General features: G+C 39.5%; 22 protein-coding genes, 1 rRNA gene and 1 pseudogene. 21 read left to right on the forward strand and 3 right to left on the reverse strand.

All coding sequences use genetic code 11. The features are described from left to right. From ACIQAA_RS30125 to ACIQAA_RS30185, 13 genes are all read left to right on the forward strand, one after another. Window positions 1-860 (forward strand): DNA-directed RNA polymerase subunit alpha (locus ACIQAA_RS30125; protein ID WP_402626957.1); only part of this gene is annotated, 860 nt, incomplete at its 5' end. 63 nt (window positions 861-923) lie between these two features. Next, on the forward strand, window positions 924-1,286 hold the full coding sequence (rplQ, locus tag ACIQAA_RS30130) for a 50S ribosomal protein L17 (protein ID WP_179603646.1): 363 nt from the start codon (window positions 924-926) through the stop codon (window positions 1,284-1,286). Between the two features lie 374 nt (window positions 1,287-1,660). After that, complete coding sequence (locus ACIQAA_RS30135; RefSeq protein WP_402626961.1) at window positions 1,661-2,500, forward strand: energy-coupling factor ABC transporter ATP-binding protein; 840 nt, start codon at window positions 1,661-1,663, stop codon at window positions 2,498-2,500. Next, complete coding sequence (locus ACIQAA_RS30140) at window positions 2,476-3,342, forward strand: energy-coupling factor ABC transporter ATP-binding protein (protein ID WP_402626964.1); 867 nt, start codon at window positions 2,476-2,478, stop codon at window positions 3,340-3,342. Before ACIQAA_RS30135 ends, ACIQAA_RS30140 begins: the two co-directional genes overlap by 25 nt. Continuing rightward, window positions 3,339-4,136: an energy-coupling factor transporter transmembrane component T family protein gene (locus tag ACIQAA_RS30145; RefSeq protein ID WP_402626967.1), complete on the forward strand. Its 798-nt coding sequence runs from the start codon at window positions 3,339-3,341 to the stop codon at window positions 4,134-4,136. Before ACIQAA_RS30140 ends, ACIQAA_RS30145 begins: the two co-directional genes overlap by 4 nt. Before the next feature lie 11 nt (window positions 4,137-4,147). Next, window positions 4,148-4,885 carry a tRNA pseudouridine(38-40) synthase TruA gene (gene truA, locus ACIQAA_RS30150; protein WP_402626970.1) on the forward strand — a complete coding sequence of 246 codons (738 nt, stop codon included), beginning with the start codon at window positions 4,148-4,150 and terminating at the stop codon, window positions 4,883-4,885. Window positions 4,886-5,140: 255 nt separating this feature from the next. Further along, window positions 5,141-5,578 (forward strand): 50S ribosomal protein L13, encoded by a 438-nt coding sequence (gene rplM / locus ACIQAA_RS30155; RefSeq protein ID WP_034676154.1) that lies wholly within the window; start codon window positions 5,141-5,143, stop codon window positions 5,576-5,578. Between the two features lie 20 nt (window positions 5,579-5,598). Further along, window positions 5,599-5,991, forward strand: a complete 393-nt coding sequence (rpsI, locus tag ACIQAA_RS30160) for a 30S ribosomal protein S9 (RefSeq protein ID WP_045516497.1) — start codon at window positions 5,599-5,601, stop codon at window positions 5,989-5,991. Window positions 5,992-6,337: 346 nt separating this feature from the next. Further along, entirely contained in the window at window positions 6,338-8,023 is a 1,686-nt protein-coding gene (locus ACIQAA_RS30165; RefSeq protein WP_402626974.1) for a serine hydrolase domain-containing protein, read from the forward strand. A 27-nt stretch (window positions 8,024-8,050) separates the two neighbouring features. Next, window positions 8,051-10,123: a glycoside hydrolase family 3 protein gene (locus ACIQAA_RS30170; protein WP_402626977.1), complete on the forward strand. Its 2,073-nt coding sequence runs from the start codon at window positions 8,051-8,053 to the stop codon at window positions 10,121-10,123. Between the two features lie 30 nt (window positions 10,124-10,153). Beyond that, a complete protein-coding gene (locus ACIQAA_RS30175; protein WP_402626980.1) occupies window positions 10,154-11,404 on the forward strand; it encodes an exo-beta-N-acetylmuramidase NamZ family protein in 1,251 nt (416 codons plus the stop codon). A 151-nt stretch (window positions 11,405-11,555) separates the two neighbouring features. Continuing rightward, window positions 11,556-12,302 (forward strand): ABC transporter ATP-binding protein, encoded by a 747-nt coding sequence (locus tag ACIQAA_RS30180; RefSeq protein WP_402626983.1) that lies wholly within the window; start codon window positions 11,556-11,558, stop codon window positions 12,300-12,302. Next, window positions 12,299-13,129, forward strand: a complete 831-nt coding sequence (locus ACIQAA_RS30185) for an FtsX-like permease family protein (RefSeq protein ID WP_402626986.1) — start codon at window positions 12,299-12,301, stop codon at window positions 13,127-13,129. The genes ACIQAA_RS30180 and ACIQAA_RS30185 overlap by 4 nt, the downstream gene beginning before the upstream one ends. A 112-nt stretch (window positions 13,130-13,241) precedes the next feature. On the opposite strand, the pseudogene ACIQAA_RS30190 reads toward ACIQAA_RS30185, so the two are convergent. Next, window positions 13,242-13,532 (reverse strand): annotated as a pseudogene (locus tag ACIQAA_RS30190) (response regulator); the annotation flags it as partial. Between the two features lie 623 nt (window positions 13,533-14,155). On the opposite strand from ACIQAA_RS30190, the gene ACIQAA_RS30195 reads away from it, so the two are divergent. The 5 genes from ACIQAA_RS30195 to ACIQAA_RS30215 all read left to right on the forward strand — a co-directional run bounded on the left by ACIQAA_RS30195 (window position 14,156) and on the right by ACIQAA_RS30215 (window position 19,469). Next, entirely contained in the window at window positions 14,156-14,872 is a 717-nt protein-coding gene (locus ACIQAA_RS30195) for a hypothetical protein (protein WP_402626989.1), read from the forward strand. A 419-nt stretch (window positions 14,873-15,291) separates the two neighbouring features. Continuing rightward, the gene (gene nhaC, locus ACIQAA_RS30200) at window positions 15,292-16,707 is read left to right on the forward strand and encodes a Na+/H+ antiporter NhaC (protein WP_402626992.1); all 1,416 of its coding nucleotides are present in this window, start codon (window positions 15,292-15,294) and stop codon (window positions 16,705-16,707) included. Window positions 16,708-16,987: 280 nt separating this feature from the next. Continuing rightward, the gene (locus tag ACIQAA_RS30205) at window positions 16,988-17,431 is read left to right on the forward strand and encodes a YbaK family protein (protein WP_402626995.1); all 444 of its coding nucleotides are present in this window, start codon (window positions 16,988-16,990) and stop codon (window positions 17,429-17,431) included. Window positions 17,432-17,558: 127 nt separating this feature from the next. Continuing rightward, window positions 17,559-18,287 (forward strand): N-acetylmuramoyl-L-alanine amidase CwlD, encoded by a 729-nt coding sequence (gene cwlD, locus ACIQAA_RS30210; RefSeq protein ID WP_402626998.1) that lies wholly within the window; start codon window positions 17,559-17,561, stop codon window positions 18,285-18,287. 123 nt (window positions 18,288-18,410) lie between these two features. After that, the gene (locus tag ACIQAA_RS30215) at window positions 18,411-19,469 is read left to right on the forward strand and encodes an Mrp/NBP35 family ATP-binding protein (RefSeq protein WP_402627001.1); all 1,059 of its coding nucleotides are present in this window, start codon (window positions 18,411-18,413) and stop codon (window positions 19,467-19,469) included. Between the two features lie 57 nt (window positions 19,470-19,526). Here ACIQAA_RS30215 and gerD read toward each other — a convergent pair whose 3' ends face one another. Then, the gene (gerD, locus tag ACIQAA_RS30220) at window positions 19,527-20,093 is read right to left on the reverse strand and encodes a spore germination lipoprotein GerD (protein WP_402627004.1); all 567 of its coding nucleotides are present in this window, start codon (window positions 20,091-20,093) and stop codon (window positions 19,527-19,529) included. 152 nt (window positions 20,094-20,245) lie between these two features. On the opposite strand from gerD, the gene ACIQAA_RS30225 reads away from it, so the two are divergent. Beyond that, on the forward strand, window positions 20,246-20,926 hold the full coding sequence (locus tag ACIQAA_RS30225; RefSeq protein ID WP_402627010.1) for a KinB-signaling pathway activation protein: 681 nt from the start codon (window positions 20,246-20,248) through the stop codon (window positions 20,924-20,926). 27 nt (window positions 20,927-20,953) lie between these two features. Here ACIQAA_RS30225 and pdaB read toward each other — a convergent pair whose 3' ends face one another. Continuing rightward, window positions 20,954-21,706 carry a polysaccharide deacetylase family sporulation protein PdaB gene (pdaB, locus tag ACIQAA_RS30230; protein WP_402627012.1) on the reverse strand — a complete coding sequence of 251 codons (753 nt, stop codon included), beginning with the start codon at window positions 21,704-21,706 and terminating at the stop codon, window positions 20,954-20,956. 140 nt (window positions 21,707-21,846) lie between these two features. Between pdaB and ACIQAA_RS30235 the strand changes: the two genes are divergently transcribed. Both ACIQAA_RS30235 and ACIQAA_RS30240 read left to right on the forward strand, forming a co-directional pair. Next, window positions 21,847-22,077: a hypothetical protein gene (locus tag ACIQAA_RS30235; protein ID WP_402627015.1), complete on the forward strand. Its 231-nt coding sequence runs from the start codon at window positions 21,847-21,849 to the stop codon at window positions 22,075-22,077. Between the two features lie 275 nt (window positions 22,078-22,352). After that, window positions 22,353-22,429: ribosomal RNA gene (locus tag ACIQAA_RS30240) — 16S ribosomal RNA — on the forward strand; the annotation flags it as partial.

Below are 22,429 nucleotides of genomic sequence, written 5' to 3' on the forward strand. Positions count from 1 at the left end.
AGCGTGGATATGGTACCACTTTGGGTAACTCCTTACGTCGTATCCTTTTATCTTCACTCCCAGGTGCCGCTGTTACATCGATTCAGGTCGATGGGGTACTTCATGAGTTCTCAACAATTGAAGGCGTCGTAGAGGATGTAACATCCATCATATTAAACATTAAAAAATTAGCTTTAAAAATCTATTCTGATGAAGAGAAAACTCTTGAGATTGATGTTCAGGGTGAAGGTCCTGTTAAAGCTGCAAACATTACTCATGATAGTGATGTTGAAATCTTAAATCCAGATCTTCATATTGCTACATTGGCTTCAAGCGGACATCTTCGCATGCGATTAACAGCAAGGCGTGGTCGTGGTTACACACCAGCTGAGCAAAACAAGCGTGAAGATCAGCCAATTGGTGTGATTCCAATTGATTCTATTTTCACTCCAGTTTCTCGTGTGTCCTATCAGATAGAAAATACTCGTGTGGGTCAAATGACAAACTATGATAAGCTAACGCTTGATGTTTGGACAGATGGTAGCACAGGGCCAAAAGAAGCTATTGCTCTTGGTTCAAAGATATTAACTGAGCATTTGAATATTTTCGTTGGTTTGACTGATGAGGCTCAAAATGCTGAGATTATGATCGAAAAAGAAGAGGATCAAAAAGAAAAAGTCCTTGAAATGACGATCGAAGAACTTGATTTATCAGTTCGTTCATATAACTGCTTAAAGCGTGCAGGAATCAACACTGTTCAGGAACTAGCTAACAAAACTGAAGAAGATATGATGAAAGTACGTAACTTAGGCCGCAAATCACTCGAAGAAGTGAAGGCGAAACTAGAAGAGCTTGGATTAGGCTTACGTAAGGATGACTAATTAGGTCATCTCCTGCTTTAAAACTAATCCGTTTAATGACTTCAACAAAGGAGGGAACCCTTCATGGCATACAGAAAGTTAGGACGCACAAGCGCACAGCGTAAAGCTATGCTTCGTGATTTAACTACAGACTTAATTATCAATGAGCGCATTGAAACAACAGAAACTCGCGCGAAGGAACTTCGTGGTACTGTTGAAAAAATGATCACTTTAGGCAAACGTGGTGACTTACATGCTCGCCGTCAAGCTGCTTCTTACGTACGTAATGAAGTTGCGGATGCTGAAAAAGGTCAAGATGCACTTCAAAAACTTTTCACTGATATCGCTCCTCGTTATTCAGAGCGCCAAGGTGGATATACTCGTATTATGAAACTTGGACCACGCCGCGGCGATGGTGCACCAATGGTAATTATCGAGTTAGTTTAATACCTTTAACAGACAACAAGGGCGCTGGACAGTTTAGTTACAAACTTGTTCTTGAGCCCTTTTTCTGTAAGATAAACTTTATATAACTTACGAACCAAGCCAAAAAGAGCGTTATGATGAGCGTGACCCTTATTAAGAAGGGCACACGAAGGAGAATCTAGTTTCTCCTTGGAAAGATGAATGTAAGCCTTTTACCTATCTTTTTCACGTCTCGTCTAGCTCATGCACCTCCTCCCATTTCTTTTTAGAAATCCCGTTTAAGCGGCAGAATTTATTCGCTATTCTGCCTGAGGGGCGAGGTGCAGGCTTTTTTTGTATTCTTCGAGCTAAGCATAGGCAGATATGAATAGGTGAGATGAGAGGAGAAGGTTTGGATGAGGGATTCAGTTGTTTCCTTAAAGAATGTGTCTTTTCAATATGAGAACCAAAACAGGTACGCTCTTCAAAATGTAAGCTTTGAGATCTATGAAGGTGAATGGTTAGCCATTGTAGGTCATAATGGTTCGGGTAAATCGACGATGGCAAAGCTCTTAAATGGATTACAGTTTCCGCAGCAGGGTGAGATTATGGTCTGTGGGATAAAATTAGATGAAGAGTCTATTTGGGAGATAAGAAAAAAGTTAGGAATGGTCTTTCAAAACCCTGATAATCAGTTTGTTGGTACAACTGTGCAGGATGATGTGGCTTTTGGTTTAGAAAACCATGGAATCCCAAGGGATGATATGATCTTAAGGGTTGAAGATTCTTTAAAGAAAGTCAAAATGGACCATTTTCTTAATCAAGAGCCGCACCATCTATCCGGCGGGCAAAAGCAGCGTGTTGCGATAGCTGGCGTTCTTGCGCTCCGACCGTCAATCATAATCCTGGACGAAGCCACCTCAATGCTTGATCCGAAAGGCAGAGGCGAAGTTTTAGAAACCGTACGAGCTTTAAAGGAAGAGAAGTCCCTTACAGTCATTTCCATTACACATGATTTAGAAGAAGCTGCTAAAGCTGATCGAATTATTGTGATGAATCAAGGTGAGGTATATCGTGAGGGCAGACCAGAGGAAATATTCTCAATGGATGATGAATTGGTACATCTTGGACTTGATATTCCTTTCTCTATCAAAATGAGTAATGCATTTCGTGATAAAGGGATCGACCTATCGAGACACTATTTATCGGAAGAAGAGTTGGTGAATGAGCTATGGACATTTCGCTCCAAAATATAGAGTACCGTTATCAGGCAAACACTCCTTTTGAACGCTTGGCCATTAAAGATGTGTCTATTGACATCCCAACTGGAACGTATATGGCGTTAATAGGCCATACAGGTTCAGGTAAATCTACCGTTTTACAGCATTTAAATGCTCTGCTGCTCCCGACGGAAGGAACTGTAGTGATTGGGAACCAGGAAGTCAAAGCGAAGCAGAAAAATAAGAATTTAAGACAGATTAGACAAAAGGTCGGGATTGTTTTTCAATTTCCAGAGCATCAATTATTTGAGGAAACCGTTGAAAAAGATATTATTTTCGGCCCAATGAATTTTGGTGTTTCAGAAACAGAAGCAAAAGAGAGAGCACGGCTTGCTTTAAAGCAAGTTGGATTGTCCGAGGAGATATTAGAAAAGTCTCCATTTGATTTGTCTGGCGGTCAAATGCGTCGCGTTGCTATTGCTGGTGTTCTGGCAATGGAGCCCGATTGTCTCGTTCTAGATGAACCGACAGCTGGTTTAGATCCTCGTGGTCGTAAAGAGATTATGGATATGTTTTATTCACTGCATAAAGAGAGAAACCTGTCTACCATACTAGTAACACATAGTATGGAGGATGCAGCGAAGTATGCTGACCAAATCGTTATTATGCAGCAAGGACATGTTGTAAAACAAGGAACACCCATTGACATCTTTTCGTCCGTTTCTGAGCTGGTTGATATGGGACTAGATGTACCAGAAGTTGTCCGTTTTCAACGATGTCTGGAAGAAAAGCTTGGAATTAAGTTAGGAGCCACCTATCTTTCCATTGAGGAGCTTTCATCTGCTGTTGCAGATTTGTTAAGAGGTGCACACGTATGATGGAAAAAATGATTATTGGGAGATATGTTCCTGCAGAAAGTCTGGTTCATCGAATGGACCCTCGGTCTAAGCTTATTATCATTTTCTTATTTGTCTGCATCATCTTTCTAGCAAATAACTTTCTTACTTATGCACTAATTGGACTTTATACTTTTTTAATGCTTGGATTATCTCGAATTCCCTTTCGGTTTTTATATGCAGGTTTAAAACCCGTTCTCTGGTTAGTGTTGTTTACGTTACTCTTACAGGTTTTCTTTACAAAACAAGGTAGTTTATTGTACGAGCTTGGTCCAATTAAGATTTATGAAGAAGGAGTCAGACAGGGGATTTTTATCTCAATGAGATTCTTTTTCTTAATTTTGATGACCAGTCTGCTTACATTAACGACAACGCCAATAGAAATAACGGATGGGCTGGAAACGCTATTAAACCCATTGAATAAAGTTCGCTTTCCTGTACATGAAATGGCCCTGATGATGTCCATTTCTCTACGGTTTATTCCAACTCTTATGCAAGAAACCGACAAGATTATGAAGGCACAAATTGCTCGAGGAGTAGAGTTTTCCAGCGGTCCAGTAAAGGAGAGAATCAAAGCAGTCATTCCATTGCTGATTCCCCTTTTTGTCAGCTCTTTTAAGCGTGCTGAGGAGCTCGCCATTGCCATGGAAGCACGAGGGTACCGTGGCGGTGAAGGAAGGACAAAATACCGTCTATTGAGCTGGAAATTAGCTGATACGGTGCAGCTTTTAATTCTTGCTGTTTTAACGATATTGTTAATCTTATTACGTTCATGATGGAGTTTAAAATGAATCGCTATAAATGCATCATTTCCTACGATGGTTCTGGATTCTCCGGATATCAGGTTCAACCTAATAAACGAACCGTTCAAAGTCAAATAGAAGCTGTCCTCGCTAAAATTCATAAGGGCAGTCATGTGAAAATTGCTGCTTCCGGAAGAACAGATGCCGGAGTCCATGCAAAAGGTCAGGTGATTCATTTTGATTCGCCATTGTCCCTTCCAGTGGAAAAGTGGGAATTAGCCTTAAATTCTATGCTGCCGGAGGATATATCTGTTCTTTCTGTGGAAAAAGCAGAATCGTCCTTTCATGCTCGTTTCGATGCCAGCGGGAAAGAATACCGTTATTTTCTATACCAATCCCCAAAAAGGGATCCTTTTCAACGGAATTATGCATTTCATTATCCCGTTCCTTTAAATTTAGCAGCCATGAGAGAAGCATGCACCTATTTATTAGGTACACACGACTTTTCTAGTTTTTGTTCGGCAAGAACGGAAGTAGAAGATAAGGTTAGAACAATAGAGACTATTGAAATTTTACAAGAAGAAGAGCGTCTCTGTTTCCGTTTTGTAGGGAATGGCTTTTTATATAATATGGTGCGAATTTTAGTAGGAACGTTGATGGAGGTTGGCTCTGGGAAGCGGCAGCCGGAGGAAATAGCTGAGATTCTAGAAAAAAAGGATCGCCGTTACGCTGGAAAAACCGCTTCAGGACAGGGGTTGTATCTTTGGAAGGTACATTATTAAAAATTATTTTAGTAACAACACAACCTGGTGTAACATTTTCTTGACTTTTAGCTCTAAAGAACTTATTATATTATATGGTTGTGTTTTTAATCCCACGATAAAGCCCCGGAAAGTCTTCATCGTGATTGAAAATATATGAACTTAAAAATTGACGCACAATGACGTTATCGTTTATTCCCGGAACAGAACAAACGGTAACGGCTTATGATGGTGCGAAAAAATAATCTTTTTGGATTTAAATTAGGAGGGAAATTCATGCGTACAACGTTTATGGCTAACGCCAACAATATCGAGCGTAAATGGTACGTGATTGATGCTGAAGGCAAAACACTTGGTCGTCTTGCTTCTGAAGTAGCAGCAATCTTACGTGGTAAAAATAAACCAACTTTTACACCACATGTTGACACTGGTGATCATGTTATCATTATTAACGCTTCTAAAGTTGAATTAACTGGTAAGAAATTAACTGACAAGATCTACTACCGTCACACTATGCACCCAGGTGGTTTAAAAACTAGAACTGCTCTTGAAATGCGTACAAACTATGCTGAGAAAATGATCGAGCTTGCTGTTAAAGGTATGCTTCCAAAGAATTCTCTTGGCCGTCAAACGTTCAAAAAATTACACGTATATGCTGGCGCAGAACATCCGCACCAAGCACAACAACCTGAAGTTTACGAACTTCGCGGTTAATAAAGAGGGAGGGAATTAACTTGGCACAAGTTCAATATATTGGTACTGGTCGTCGTAAGAGCTCTGTCGCACGTGTGCGCTTAGTTCCAGGTACAGGTAAAATCACAGTTAACGGACGTGACATCGAAGAGTATATCCCATTTGAAGCTTTACGTATGGTTGTTAACCAACCATTAGTAGCTACTGAAACAAAAGGCAGCTACGATGTTCTTGTAAACGTAAGCGGCGGTGGATACACTGGTCAAGCTGGCGCAATCCGCCACGGTATTGCTCGCGCATTACTTCAAGCTGATCCAGAATATCGTCCAACATTAAAACGTGCAGGACTATTAACACGTGACCCACGTATGAAAGAGCGTAAGAAATACGGTCTTAAAGGTGCGCGTCGTGCTCCTCAGTTCTCAAAGCGTTAATCTTCAAACTTTCAAAGGCTCTCAACCATTTGGTTGGGGGTCTTTTTTATGCTCTGTTAAATATATCTGGGACGACTTGCTTTAGGCCCTAAGAACGGTTATCTTTTTAGATAATTAGGTTTAAATCGGTGTCTTTGAAATGAAATTTCATAATTTTATACTTTATTTTAAAAAATAATGCTAATGACGTAATCCCTAGGACCTGTAAAACAACCTGTTATGAGACTTATGTGGTATGGACGATTGAGCACTATAACCGATATGCTTTTACTATAGGCTGTAAGCGTTGCCAGTATTTCGGTGTACATAGGGGATATCCCGCCTACAATTCATTCAAGGAGGGCATATGAAAAGAACAACGTTTATGCTAACTGCGGTTTGTACGATGCTATTAGGCACATCACCTGTATTTGCCAATAATGAACTTCCTAATGGACCCACAATGGAAGAGGAAGAAAAACTCACCATCCCATCTAAGAAACCACACCCTGTCTTTACATGGAATTCCACTATCATTCCTGTTTCAAGCGTACTTCATCCAAGCTCTGCACGAGGAGCTGGTATGGTGGAAGCTCCACTCCAACAAATCGATCAAATGATGAACCAAGCCATTTCACAAAAATTAATGCCAGGTGCTGTCACATTAGTAGCGAGAGCTGGGAAAATTGTTAAACATGACGCTTATGGCTATTCAGCTCAATACACTGATGGTAAGTTTACCGAAATGGAAAATCCTATTCCTATGTCAAACGATACAATTTTTGACTTAGCGTCCATCAGCAAGATTTTTACCGCTACGGCCGTGATGATTCTTTTTGAAAAAGGGTTATTCAGTCTGGATGATCCAGTAGCAAAACATATCCCTGAATTTGCTGCTAACGGGAAAGAAAACGTAACGATTCGCCAGTTGTTAACCCATACATCTGGTTTCACGGCTTGGGTCCCATTATATTCACAGGGGACTTCTAGAGAAGATAGACTGAAGCTGGTATTAAACCAGCCATTAAAAAATGCACCAGGTACGAATTACGAATACAGTGATTTAAACATGATTACGTTAGGCATGTTAGTAGAGCACTGGTCTGGTACTCGCCAGGATGAATTTGTTCGGGAGCACATCACAGAACCTTTAGGAATGAGGGATACGATGTACAATCCCCCAGCTTCATTGAAACACCGCATTGCTGCAGCTGAATACCAGGCCATACCTAACCGCGGTCTCGTTTGGGGAGACGTTCATGATGAGAATGCCTGGTCATTAGACGGGGTTGCCGGACATGCGGGTGTATTCTCAACCGCCAAAGACTTAGCTAAGCTTGCTCATATATTCATTAATGAAGGCAAGTATGGCAGCACAACAATCTTGAAGCCAGAAACGGTACAATTACTGCTGGAAAATCAAAACGCTGCATTCCCTGGGAATGACCATGGGCTAGGCTGGGAGCTTGGCCAAGGCTGGTATATGGACGCTTTATCAGAAGGTACATACTCTTTTGGCCATACGGGGTATACAGGGACTTCAATTGCAGTAAGTCCGAACAATAAAACTGTTGCGATTTTACTGACCAACCGTGTCCATCCTTCAAGAAATATGGGGTCAATGAACCAAACACGCCGCTTATTTGCCAGAAATGTGGCGGATTCCATTCCAGTCACCATTCCTGGTAAGGGTGATGCCTGGTTTGCAGGGTATGGCGACAAGCTCAATCGAGTAATGGAAACGGATCTAGATTTAACTAAGGATACGAAACTCACTTTCTCCACTTGGCATATGATTGAGAATGTCTGGGATAGTGGGTCTATAGAGATTTTTAGAGATGGCAGCTGGCAGCAGCTTGCTTTATTGACTGGCACTAGTAATGGCTGGGAAAAGAAAGAATTGGCTATACCGAGTGATACAGCGAAAATACGATTTGTCTATCAAACAGATGGATCTACAAATTCCCGCGGCTGGTATATTCAGAATCCAAAACTGGATTCTGGAGATGTACTCTCTTTTTCAAAAAATCAATGGGAACTTAGGGATTATTAAATAAAGCATAACTTGAGGAGGAGAAACATGCGAAAATTAGTAAAGACATTATTCACCTCGTTTCTAGCATTTGCGCTATTGTTAACAGGTATTCCATTGTCAGGTGCAGCAGCTGCTTCGGGTATTAAAGATTTAGTGATAGACCTCAATGTTCCACAAGTTACACGGGAAGTAACAGATAACAAGCTTAATTTAAACGCCCTTCATGTTTATGAGGATGGCCGTTTTATGATGGCGTCTGAGAACTTAACTTGGAAATCTTCCAATAAGAATGTTGCATCTGTATCGAAGGATGGAGAAGTAACTTTATCTGGTCACAATGGTAAAACATTTATATCTGTCAGCGATGGCAGTTATAGCGATAGAATTTCGATCCAATTCAAAGGAAACCAAGAAAAAGTCCTTGTTAAAAAAGAAAAAGGCGCACGCTATGACCTCATCGGTAATGCCATAAAGCATATGAGCATGGACGAAAAGGTCGGGCAAATGCTAATGCCTGATTTTAGAACCTGGAAGGGTCAGAATGTTACAGTGATGAACGACGAAATTGCTAAGCTTGTAAAAGATTATCATCTTGGCGGTGTAATTTTATTCCGTGAAAATACAGTGAAAGCTGATCAAACAGCTAGGTTAGTCAGCGCCTATCAAGAAGCTGCAGAAAAGTATGGACTGCTGATCTCCATTGACCAAGAAGGTGGAATCGTGACACGTCTGCAAACTGGTACCGACATGCCAGGAAATATGGCTCTAGGTGCCGCACGCTCAGAAGAAACAGCTGAAAAGGTTGGTAAAGTGATTGGGGAAGAGTTGAACGCCCTTGGAATCAATATGAATTTTGGACCTGTGCTGGATGTAAACAACAATCCAGATAATCCGGTAATTGGTGTCCGCTCATTCGGTGAGGACCCTGAGTTAGTTGGAAAATTAGGGAATGCCTATATTAAAGGACTTCATGAAACGGGAACAGCTGCAACTGCGAAGCATTTTCCGGGTCATGGTGACACAGCAGTTGATTCACATATCGGACTTTCAGAAGTACCACATGATATTGATCGTTTGAAAAAGGTAGAATTATATCCATTCCAGCAGGCAATGGATGCGGGAATTGACGCGATTATGACGGCTCACGTGACCTTCCCGAAGATTGATAATACAAAAGCCATTTCTAAAAAGGATGGCACAGAAATCGCTGTACCAGCAACGCTTTCTCATAAAGTATTAACAGGGCTAATGCGCGAAGATATGGGCTTTAAAGGTGTAATTGTTACCGATGCGATGAATATGGGGGCAATCTCAGAGCATTTTGGTCCAGTTGACGCAGCAATCCGCGCTGTGAAAGCAGGAGCGGATATACTCCTAATGCCAGTTGGAATTGAAGCTGTTGCCAATGGTCTCTATGCTGCTGTTGACTCCGGCGATATTTCAGAAGATAGATTGGAGCAATCAGTGGAACGAGTTTTAAATCTGAAACTTAATAGAAGCATCGTAAAGGCAGAGGTAGAAAAGAGTCTTGATGAAAAAGCAGCAAACGCACTTCAAGTAGTAGGCTCACCTGAACATAAGGCGATTGAAAAAGAAGCAGCCGAAAAGTCGATTACACTGGTGAAAAATGACGCTGTTCTTCCGCTTAATGTTTCTCCTGAAGAGAAGATTGTTGTGGTTGGTGGATCTGGTTTCTCCATTAATCTGCTGGCAGCAGAGATCCAAAAACACCATCCTGGCGCCGTTTATGTTAATGCTTCAGGTCCGCTTAATGCTGCGCAGCTAGCACAAGTGCAGGGCGCGAAATACATCATTGCCGGAACCTACACCTCTAGTGTCGGGGGCAGGGCTCAGGATGCTGGTCAAATGGTAATGACAAGACAACTCATCGAGACTGGTGTGCCTGTCATTGCTGTTGGCGCAAGAAATCCATATGATATTATGTCCTATACAGATGTGGACGCTTATCTTGTTCAATATGGTTTCAAACCAGCAAGCTTTGAAGCAGCGGCAAACACTATATTTGGTAAAAATAATCCAACTGGAAAACTGCCCGTAACCATTTACAACCATGATGGAAATGTTTTATATGGATTTGATCACGGGTTAGGATACTAGGTAGGGAATAGACAAAGAGGAGGGATACTTTTGAAAAAGTGGCTCACAGGTTTATTGGCTCTTGTTCTACTACTTTCTACTGTTTCTGCAGCGATGGCCAAGAACGATAAAGAGAAAAAGATTAAAAAGTTCCGTTTGGGTGTCGAGGTTTTGCTGCAGGATGAAATGGATTTGATTAAAGATAAACGTGTAGGTTTGATTACTAATCCTACTGGAGTGGACCAGAACGTTACGAGTATTGTAGATTTACTTTTCAATAACCCAGATGTAAACCTGACTGCTCTTTATGGCCCTGAGCATGGGGTACGAGGAAGTGCCCAGGCAGGTGCGTATGTTGAACAATATACAGATGAAAAAACAGGACTTCCTGTTTACAGTCTTTATGGAAAGAACAAAAAGCCGACACCTGAAATGCTAAGCAATGTCGATGTATTGCTATTTGATATCCAAGATGTTGGAACACGTTTCTATACGTACATTTATACGATGGCGTTAGCAATGGAAGCCGCGAAAGAGAACAATATTCCGATTATCGTTCTCGACCGTCCAAATCCAATCAGCGGGACAAAAGTTGAAGGACCTGTACTCGAGGATAAATACTCTTCGTTCATCGGTGAATATCCGATTCCTGTCCGCCACGGGATGACAGTAGGGGAACTAGCTAAACTTTTTAATAGTGAATTTGGTATTGGCGCTGATTTAACGGTAGTGGAAATGGAAGGCTGGAAACGAAACATGTATTACGATGAAACGCCATTAGAGTGGGTGCTTCCATCACCAAACATGCCAACATTAGAAACTGCTGTCGTCTACCCAGGAGCGGCACTGATTGAAGGGACCAATGTATCGGAGGGAAGAGGATCAACAAAGCCATTTGAATTAATTGGCGCACCGTTTATTAATAGCGACAACTTGGCCGCGAAGTTAAACTCTTACAAATTACCTGGTGTCACCTTCCGTGCGGCATCATTCATACCGACTTTTTCGAAACATGCAAATGTGTTAAGCCATGGTATTCAAATTCATGTTACGGATCGGAATGTTTTTAAGCCGTTTGAAACAGGGTTGTATATCGTAAAAACAATCCATGATATGTATCCAAACGATTTCCAATTTAGAGCACCGAGTGCAGCAGGAATCTCCTTCTTTGATAACCTTGTCGGCAATGGCTCTATCCGTGCTGATATTGAAGCGGGCAAAAGTATTGAGGAAATGAAAGCAGCCTGGCAGACTGGCTTAAATGAATTTAATGAGATTCGTGAGAAATATTTATTATATTAATAGATACGAGGGACCTTCTTTTTAGGAGGTCTTTTTTGTACAGATATGCTTCTTCACCCAACATGACAAAATTGTCACTTTAGATGTTGTTAGTTCGATGGTTAGCGGGCAAATTAGTTGATATAGTGTGGTGGTGAAGGAGGATTAAACAATGACTAAAATAATACAAACAAAGAACTTATCTAAATCTTACGGAAAAACACAAGTCTTAAAAAATATTGATTTGACAATTGAACAAGGGGAATTTACAGCGATAATGGGTCCTTCTGGCTCTGGAAAAACCACCTTAATGAATACTTTCTCGACGATTGATGGCTTTAATGGCGGGGATGTTTGGATTGAAGGGAATTCGCTGTTAGATATGAAAAAGAAAGTCTTACGAGAATTCCGTCAAAAACGAATGGGATTTATTTTTCAAGATTACAATTTACTTGATACATTAACGGTGAAAGAAAATATCTTGCTGCCGCTCTCGTTACAAAAGACTCCTGTGGCCGAAATGGAGCAGAGATTAGCTAAATTAATTGAAGCCTTAAATATTGAATCGATTTTAGAGCATTATCCTTCTGAAATTTCCGGCGGCCAAAAGCAGCGTACGGCTGCTGCACGTGCAATCATCACCAATCCAGCAATTGTGTTTGCAGATGAGCCAACGGGGTCACTTGATTCAAGGTCTGCCACCCAGCTGCTCGAACAAATGCAATTGCTAAATAGAGCGTTTAAGACAACGGTTCTGATGATTACACATGATCCGTATGCAGCGAGTTACTGCGAGCGTGTCATTTTTCTTCGTGATGGAAAAATCGTCAATGAAATGTTTAAAGGGGACCAATCAGAAAAAGAATTCTTTGACAGAATCCTAACCATTCAAAGTGCTATAGGGAGTGACCAGCAATGAACATAGTTGATTTATCCTGGAGGAATATGAAACGGAACTTCCGTTTGTATACCATATACTTCATTTCTATGCTTGTGGGGGTTGTCATTTACTTTACCTTTTCTGGATTAATGTTTAACGAGGACGTCGTTGCAGCCATTCAAAATAAAGAAAACTATAAAACGGTAATTTTCATTGCTTCAATGATCGTCTTTGTGTTTATTGTATTCTTTATTTTGTACGCTAACTCATTTTTCATGAAACAGCGAAAAAAAGAATTTGGCATGTACTTACTTTACGGGATGAAAGAAAGACAAGTTGCAGCAATGGTCTTTTTTGAAACACTATTTCTAAGTGCCATTTCTGTATCCAGCGGTATACTAATCGGTGGATTACTATCAAAATTTTTTGGTGCGGTATTAATGAACTTAATGCGATACAAAGAGGACCTTTCTTTTGCTTTTCCACTTGAAGCAATCATCTCAACTATTCTATTATTCGCTTTACTAATTGGTATTATAACGATCCAAAGTTATGTTACCGTCCGCCGTGTACAGTTAGTTGAATTGTTTCATGCAAAAGAGAAAATGGACAAACCGCTTAAATTTTCTTTTGGATTGGCGGTATTGTCGATTCTATTGATTGCGGCTTCCTACTACACGATTACTCTTGCTGGTAACACTGACATTTGGAAAGATCATTTTAAAGAAACATTGATGGCTGTAACCTTGGCTTTGATTTTCGGAACGTATTTATTTTTCCGCCAGTTTTCCGGCTTAACTCAGTGCTTTTACCACTATATTCAATCGTTGAATTGGTTACATTTAATTTCAAACCCTTGTAGATGAATGTGCTATTCTCATCTTCCTGATAGGTATATTTCCGACGGATAAGTGCGCTGATTTTCGCGAGAAGGATATCCAAATCAAATGGCTTCTGGATAAAATCATCCCCGCCCATGTTAATCGCCATAATGATATCCATATTCTGATTTCTTGAAGAAAGGAATATGATCGGCACTTTGGAAACCGAGCGTATCTGCTGGCACCAGTAGTAACCATCAAACACCGGAAGATTAATATCTATTAGAACGAGGTGAGGATCTGCCTGAACAAATTGAGTTAGCACCTGGTCAAATTCGGCCACCTCCACAACATCATACTGCCACTTTTTCAACGTATCAGCTACAATCCGTCTAATTTTTTCATCGTCCTCAATCATCATTATTCTATACATGCAATCCCTCATCATAAAAAAATGGTCATTTCATTTATTTTAGCATAACCGTTATTCCCACAATAACAGGCAAGTCTTTTTTCAGCATGTTGTGTGAAACCTTAATATAACAAAGACGCAGTAAATATAATCAAATGTTTGATTAAAGTAGAAAAATCAAGAATCTAGTCGAAGATTGTATTTTCGGGGAAATAATCGGCAGTTTTTGCTGAATCATTCACCTATAAAAATATATTAGATCACGATTAATGAGATTATAGCGTCGCGCGATATGACTAAGCCTCAGGGTGAACTGCTAAAGACCGTATCGTTTTATTAAGGTTGAGAACTTCAAGCAAAAAGAAGAGCCACTTTTATTAGAGCTTTTCTGGAAAGAGCTTATTAGTTCTTTTTAGTCTATCGTATCGCCGGGCGATATGCCTTTTAAATTAAATTTAGTTAGAGTGTATAACGCCACCCGTTACAGTCAAGTCTCAGGGTGATATTTATAAAGATTGTATTGGACACAAAATAGTTTTATTTCTGAAAAATGGTTAGGTAAAGGGGGATATCGTCTCTTTATTTGTATCGCTAGGTGATATGGCACTTGCAGATTCATCAATAACCATTCATATTTATGATAAAAAAGGTGATCAGATATGCGAAGTGATATTCAACCGTTTGAACGCTCATTCTCTTCCAAGGAAGTGGCAGAGGAAGCCGGGATTGCAACACCTACTGTTCGGAAGTATGGCCAAATCCTAGAGCGGAATGGCTATGTGTTTTTTAAAGAAGGAGATCGTCGTATTTTTGTTCAATCCGACATTGAAGCGCTTATATCGTTACGCGATACAGACAAGCCCCTAGACGATACGGCTAAAGAAATTGCCCGGCAACAAAAAGAAAGATTAGAAGGATTTAGTGAAACAGAGATAGCGGTAGCCGATACATATGAGAATTTACCACAAGACCCCAATCACTTAAAAGAAATATTATCCTATTTAGCCAATGAACTTGCTGCCACACGTGAAATGAATGTCCAAGTGATAAACGATATGACAGATCTTAAAACTACCGTTTCGAGGCTAAAGCAGGATCATCATGATTTAAGTTCTAACATTTCAAATTCAGCACAAAAAACTCAAACTAGGATAGATAAATTATCTGAACAAGAAAAGATCCATTACGAAACATTGCTGGAACAGGAAAAACAAAAGAGCGAATACTTACAAAAAGAATTACAAAATCTTCGGGAAGAAATGCAAAAAGAGTGGCTTTCACAAAATGACTTCAATAAACGTTTAGAGAAAGCGATTCAAAAACCTAAAGATAAATGGGAGTGGATTTTCTCCATTTTCGGTAAGAAAGGTTCTTGAGGATAGAGGTACAATTTCAAAGACTCTCAATCAATTTGATTGGGAGTCTTTTTTATGTAAATATGTGTTTCTACTTAGAAGATAGCTGTAACATGAAAAATTTTTGTAGACAGAAAGAATAAACCTATGTATATTATTATTTAAATATAATACTTTAATGCTTAAAAGCGTTTTAGTGCGAAAGTAAATAAGTGCCTGCAGTTTTAGTAGAATTGTCATTAGCAGCAAAAAGAGACCGGATGGAAGGTGGAAATTCGGGCAATGATAATTTTGAAATACAGCTGCCTTGAACCGGCATTTTTTTTAAAGAGGGCGGGGAGTAATTCCTGCCAACTAGGGTGGTACCGCGGAGTCCCTTCGTCCCTAAAGTCGAAGGGGCTTTTTTGCGTTTATTATTTACTTCTTAGGGGGAGATTTTTATGGAGCAACAACAAAAGGTTCTGGCCATTCGACCAGTCGAAGCCGCATTTATTGCTGTACTTTTAATGGGGATTGTCGGTTATCTAATTATCGGCATTAAAGTAGTTCCACAAATTGCAATAATCGCTGGGATCGCCCTGTTGCTTATATATGGTGCTGTCAAGAAAGTGAACTTTCTCGAGCTAGAAGCAGCTATGGCAAATGGAGCAAAATCTGGAATAGCCTCGGTTATGATTTTCTTTTTTATTGGGATGCTAATCAGCAGCTGGATGGCGAGCGGTACAATTCCGACGTTTATTTATTTAGCTGTCGATTTAGTCTCGGGGAAATTTTACTATGCTATTGTTTTTGTAGTAACTTCTATTATCGGAGTAAGTATAGGAAGTTCCTTAACAACAGCTGCAACATTAGGAGTAGCCTTTGTTGGAGCAAGTACCGCACTGGGCATTTCCCCAGTAATTACTGCGGGGGCAGTCGTTTCTGGAGCATTCTTTGGGGATAAAATGTCGCCTTTATCTGATACGACAAACCTTGCTGCGAGCATCGCAGGTGTAGATTTATTTGACCATATAAAAAATATGTTATGGACCACAATCCCAGGCTTTATTTTTTCGCTAATTGTTTATGTAGTGATTTCTCCAACGGAAACAGAACAAAACATTAAGCAAATGGGAATCCTTAAAGGGGAATTAACCTCTCTAAACCTTGTACACTGGTACTCACTTCTGCCCTTTATTATCCTAACTATACTGGCTGCCAAAAAAGTACCTGCGATCGCGACGCTTTCCGCTGGCATTCTTTCCGCTCTTTTGATTTCTGTTTGGATGAATGGAGGAATAGACAGCAAAGGATTGTTTGATTTACTCTTTTCCGGTTACAAATCTGCAAGTGGAGTCCAAGAAGTCGATTCAATGCTGACAAGGGGCGGAATGGAGAGTATGATGTTCAGCATATCAGTAATTTTGCTGGCACTAAGCATGGGAGGACTTCTCTTCAGACTGGGCATTATTCCGGCGCTTATATCGCTTTTACAGGTTGTATTAACCCGTGTTTCCCTTTTAATTAGTACAACTGCCGGACTTGCGGTAGCTGTTAATTTTATTATTGGGGAACAATATTTATCAATCCTGTTACCTGGAAATGCTTTTAAAGAACATTTCAAAAAAGCTGGCTTAGAACCGAAGCATCTTTCAAGGGTGCTCGAGGATGCCGGAACGGTCGTCAATCCTCTCGTCCCATGGAGTGTCTGTGGTGTGTTTCTGGCTTCAGTCCTCGGAGTGCCTGTAGTTGATTACTTTCCGTTTGCGTTATTTTGCTTATTTTCACCATTGTTAACATTAATTTATGGTTTTACCCTTCCGAAACACGGAAAAAAATACAGTTTTAAAGTTTCTATTCGTTCCCACAGTTCCTAAAGCGTTAATTATCCAGAAGCGGAACAGCCTTATGTATTTGAAAGGTTTTTCCGTGAAGAAAAGAAGAAATTAATGGAGAGAGGTCTTGGCTTAGGTTTGCCCTTCAGTAAAAGCCCTTCATGGAGATTTAATTTTAACCGAAAACAGCATAGGAAGCACATTCTCATTAATTTGGAATAAAGAAGACCCGATGCGATAAAAATTGGCAATCGAAAACACTTTTGAATTTGAATTTCTTATGCCCTAGGGATGAAGAATAGTCCTAAGAGGTGAAAAGCGAGTGACTGTAATTACTACCTTTAAAGAAAAGCGTCGCGATAAACAAATAAAATACGAGCGGTCCGTTCTAAAGGACTTGTCTGTTAAAACGTTAAAAGAACGAGTGCAGCAATATTTTGGCTCATCGAGAATTGCGTCGAGTTTTATCATGAACACAGGCATTGAAGAAGCCTGTTATGATGTAGCATTAGAAGCCTACTTATTAGGAGCAAAATTTAGCAAATTTGGGTATTACGGTGAACATATAGATGATGTACGAAAACGCTGCTATCGAGAAGAGAAGCACTTAATTGATACACTCTACAATTTTCTCCTTTATTGGGGGAATGGTGAAGAAGGCACCATGAGCGAAACACTTTATTATTCCTGTGAAGGATACATCGATGTTTGGTGGAAAGAAGGGTATGAAAAAGCTCAAAGACGCCGCAAGCTGCGATTACATTAATCAAATAGCATGGATCAAGCACCAGGATTAGCAATTATCCTGGTGCTTCACATTTCTTCCTGTTCTAAACAAGTCCCTTGTCCCATATAGTTTATTGAATAGGGACGAGCGGGAAGGAATGATTTGGGTGTCAAAGAAAAAATTAAAGGTCATTGGTTTTTCTGTTGGCTTACTTCTTTTGTTTCTGATTTTACAATATGATTTTGTTAAAGAGGATACGTGGGGCGATACTTGGAGTCTTCCTCTATCCGGCAAAATCATATTACTTGACCCAGGTCATGGCGGTCCAGATGGAGGAGCTGGAAATTCCAAAGCGTTAGAAAAAGACATTGCTTTGGATATTTCATTAAAAGTCAGAGACTATTTACAGGAGCAGGGAGCCTTAGTGGTCATGACCCGTGAAACCGATAAAGATTTAGCAGATGAAGGCACAAAAGGATACAGTAGAAGAAAAGTGGAAGATTTAAAAAAGCGTTTAAAAATGATAAACAACTCCGATAATGACCTCTTTGTCAGCATTCATTTAAATGCGATTCCGTCATCAAGATGGAGTGGAGCGCAAACCTTTTATGCGTCGCATTTTAAGGAAAATGCTAAAGCTGCAAAATTTATTCAGGATGAGCTGATCGTTAATTTAGAAAATACGACAAGAAAAGCGAAGCCGATTAATTCCGTTTATATTTTAAAAAATGCTAAAAAGCCTGGGGTGTTAGTAGAGGTAGGCTTCCTTTCGAATCCAAATGAAAGAGAGCAATTAAAAAAGGAGGCCTATCAGGAGAAGGTAGCAGCGTCTATCTATCAAGGTGTCCTTCGCTACTTTACCAATGAAAAGGAATTAAAGATAGAAGATGAATAAAGGTGTTTAATCACCTTCTTTTTTTTGGAATATTAATGGAAGTGATTCATTTAACTGTTTCTAGAAAAGAATATGGTATACTGAAAATTGGAAACGAATTCATAGGGTGAGGTGTTTGTTTACATGTTAACTGAAGTAAAAGTACGTGAAGTACTAGGCAGCTTAAAAGAACCTTTTTTACATAAAACTTTAGCTGAATTAAATGCTATTGAAGAAATAAAAATTAAAGAAGAGAAAAGCCATGTCAGTGTAAAATTGCAGATTGCTAAAACCGGCACGGCTGAACAGTTACAGCTACAAACACAAGTGGTCAATATGCTGAAAGAGGCTGGTGCCCAAACGGTGGGAATCCGTTTTAGTGAGCTACCAGAAGCGGTATTAGCGGAACACCGTTCGGCAGCGGGCGAATCTGAAGACAAGGGATTACTTTCTTCTAATAAAACAACATTTATCGCGATTGCAAGTGGTAAAGGCGGAGTAGGTAAATCCACTGTATCTGTTAACCTTGCCGTGGCACTCGCACGACTAGGTAAAAAGGTCGGATTAATTGATGCAGATATTTACGGGTTTAGTGTTCCGGATATGATGGGAATTACGAAAAGACCAGTCGTAAGAGGCGAAAAAATACTGCCTGTTGAGCGCTTTGGAGTAAAAGTCATTTCAATGGGCTTCTTTGTAGAAGATAATTCCCCAATCATCTGGCGCGGTCCAATGTTAGGAAAAATGCTAAATAGCTTCTTTAATGAAGTAGAATGGGGAGAAATTGAGTATTTACTGTTAGACCTACCTCCTGGAACAGGAGATGTCGCATTAGATGTTCATACCATGCTTCCGGCTTGTAAAGAAGTAATCGTAACCACACCACATCCAACGGCGGCGTTTGTAGCAGCGCGTGCTGGTGCTATGGCATTACGCACCGATCATGAAATTCTAGGTGTTATCGAGAATATGGCATACTTTGAAAGTACGGTAACCGGTGAAAAAGAATATGTATTCGGTAAAGGCGGCGGTGATAAATTAGCCGAAGACCTGAACACCGAAGTCCTAGGACGCCTGCCGCTTAATCAGCCTGATTGGAATGATGATGATTTTGCACCGTCCATCTATCAGGAAGACCATAAATTAGGAAAAATTTATTTAGATATTGCAGAAAAAATGACAAGCCGGTTGAAAAGTAAATGAAAATAAATGCCTCTTCCAATAAGTCGGAAGAGGCATTTATTTATTTAGCAATAAAAGCTATTTTTTCTCTGCTGCTTGCTGTGTTTCTTCCGCTGCTTTTAAGAGTAATTCCTGCATTTTTACTTTATAAAGAGGGCTTTCAAGTGTTTCAGAGATGACCGTTTGAAGATGTTCTCGATATTCTTTACTTTTTAACGCATCTGCCATTTCCTTTTGAATTTCAGGTTCTTTAAATACCTCTATCATCATCGCTCTATATTCAGGATCTTTCATTAAATCCTTTAATAGTTTTTCATTCTCGGATCTCATGTTTTTTGCTACGCCTTCTGCGAATTTGGGATCACTAAAGGTTTTCTTCCAAATTTCTGTTCCTGCGTCAGAGGTTAGGGTTTGTTGAATGGTATCAGACACCACTTTTTGGTCCATTACCAGCGTTTCTTTCATCTTTTCATCAGACATAACCTCTTGGAGTGCTTTCTTGCCATCATCTGTTTTTAGTATATCAACAACCATCTTCTTTGTTGCTTCATAATCTATTTGTTCTCCGCCGCCAGCTTCAGGAGAGGCACAACTAGAGAGAAGCATAGTGGTCAGCAAGGGGAGTATCAGCTTATTTACTTTCATTTAAAAAGCTCCTTTCACATAATGGTCCTTAATTTTTAGGATGAAGAAAAGCACCTTAGATTATGCGTACAGAAATTGAAAAGATGGATTTTTTATAATTGGATTGGTACAATCAAAAAGGTATTTATTTTTTGTTATTGGAGGATAATTGTGTGACGAGTCGTATTTGGGTTAGGCTGTTTATGACTACGCTATTAATTGGCGGAATTACATCAGCAATTGTAGGTTTTATTATCAATTGGAATGAATATGTACACTATTTTACCGATTTTCGAATCCTCAATATATTATCCGCCCTTTTTTGGTTTATATTATGGGGCGTTCTTTATAGTGTTGTTAGTCAAATGGGCTTTTTTGCCTATCTAACGGTCCATCGCTTTGGCTTAGGTATTTTTAAATCCGTTTCACTTTGGAATGGAGTTCAAGTAGTGTTAATTCTATTTGTGCTATTTGATCTTGTGTATTTACGCTATGAAACCTTTGCAAAATCAGGAGAAAGCCTCTTTCCTTATATCGGGCTGGCAGCCTTGCTGTTAATTCCTTCATTGGTGACTGCATGGTATAAAGCAAAACAAACAAATCGTGAAGCATTTATTCCAGCACTCTTTTTTATGATTGTTGTAACGGTTATAGAATGGTTCCCAGTGTTACGTGTAAATGAACCAAGCTGGATTTATCTCATGTTGTTTTCCCTTCTAGCTTGTAATGCATATCAAATATTAATTCTTCATAAACTAAATATACAATCACAGCAAGCTAGACAAAGTAGGCAATCTTCTACTAATAAAATAACAAAATCACCTAAAAAAATAAGCAAAAAAACCGTCCAATAAAATAGGTGGACGGTTTTTTGTTCCATACTATTTAATTTCCTTTGACTCGACGACTCCATTGGCAATTAGTTGTGAAACTGTTACAAGTTTTAAGCCTTTACCCTGCAATTCTTGGATAATTCCAGGTAAAGCATCGGCAGTCTGTTTAGCTGAATCAGAGGCATGGAGAAGAATGATATCTCCCTTATCGGCCTTCTTAACATTTTCTTGAATTTGCTTCACTCCAGGATTGGTCCAATCCTTAGAATCCACACTCCAATGAACCATCGTGTAACCATATCGTTCCGCTATCTTTAAGGAGCGTTGATCAAAATGTCCAGTAGGAGCGCGGAGAAGCTTGATGTCTTTAATATTTAACTTTCTGAAGGCTTCCTTTGCTTTCGAAATATCTTTGCCGATTTTCACATCTTCTAATTCTGTATAATCTTCATAGGCATACCCAAGAATTCCAATTTCGTACCCTTCCTTGACAATCCGGCTGACAATATCCGGGTGCCGCTCAGCCCATGAACCAGCTAAAAAGAAGGTTGCTGCTTTTACATTTTCTTTTTTTAGTGCGTCCAAGATTGGTTCTGCTTTTTCATCGCCCCAGCCAATATTAAAGGTAAGAGCGATATCCTTTTCCCCGCGATAGACGGCTTTAGGGCCGTCCTTTGTTGAAAAGACTGGAGATAAAGAGAGATTTCCCATAAATAAAAACAACGCAGTAAAAAAAGCAGCAATTACTACTAAAAGCATTTGCTTTACAGATCTGCCATTTAACACAAAAAAGAAATTCATATATACCACCTCGTCCATTGCTATCCTTGTCTCATACCTATGCGTATTTTTAAATGAATATGATTAAGAAAAATAATTATAAATTTCACTAATTTGGAAAAGACTACTATAACTACATATTTCATATAAAGGGTGATTCAATGTTTGGGCTTCTGGTTAATGAAAAAGAAGTAAAAGAAATGGAATACCTGATAAAGCGTGAGATGGATGAAATATTATTTGATTTAAAAGATCATCGTATTGACCATATAGTAAAGCGTGCAATGGAAGAGCGCTATAAGATTTTATTTACCCTGTTTAAAAGAGTAGCCCCACCAAATGAATGTTTAAAGTACATGAGGAGGGATAATAAGAGCAGGAAGAAAGGATAAATCACACTTTTAAAAAAGTAAGAAACTAATTTAATATATTTTGTTGACTTTTAAATAATATGTTGGTATATTAATAAACGTCGCTGCTGACGTAAAATAAATAACTTAAAAAAAGTTATTGACTTTATTCAGTGGCTGTGATAAATTAATAAAGTCGCTTTCGGGTGACACGGTGAATTTGTTCTTTGAAAACTAAACAAACAAGAACGTCAACAAACAATTTTTTAGCTTTTTTAAAAAAGCTAAGCCAACGTAACAAATGAGCTATATCAACTTTCTTGGAGAGTTTGATCCTGGCTCAGGACGAACGCTGGCGGCGTGCCTAATACATGCAAGTCGAGCGAATCTTAAG

The organism is Neobacillus sp. NPDC093182 (assembly GCF_044754045.1).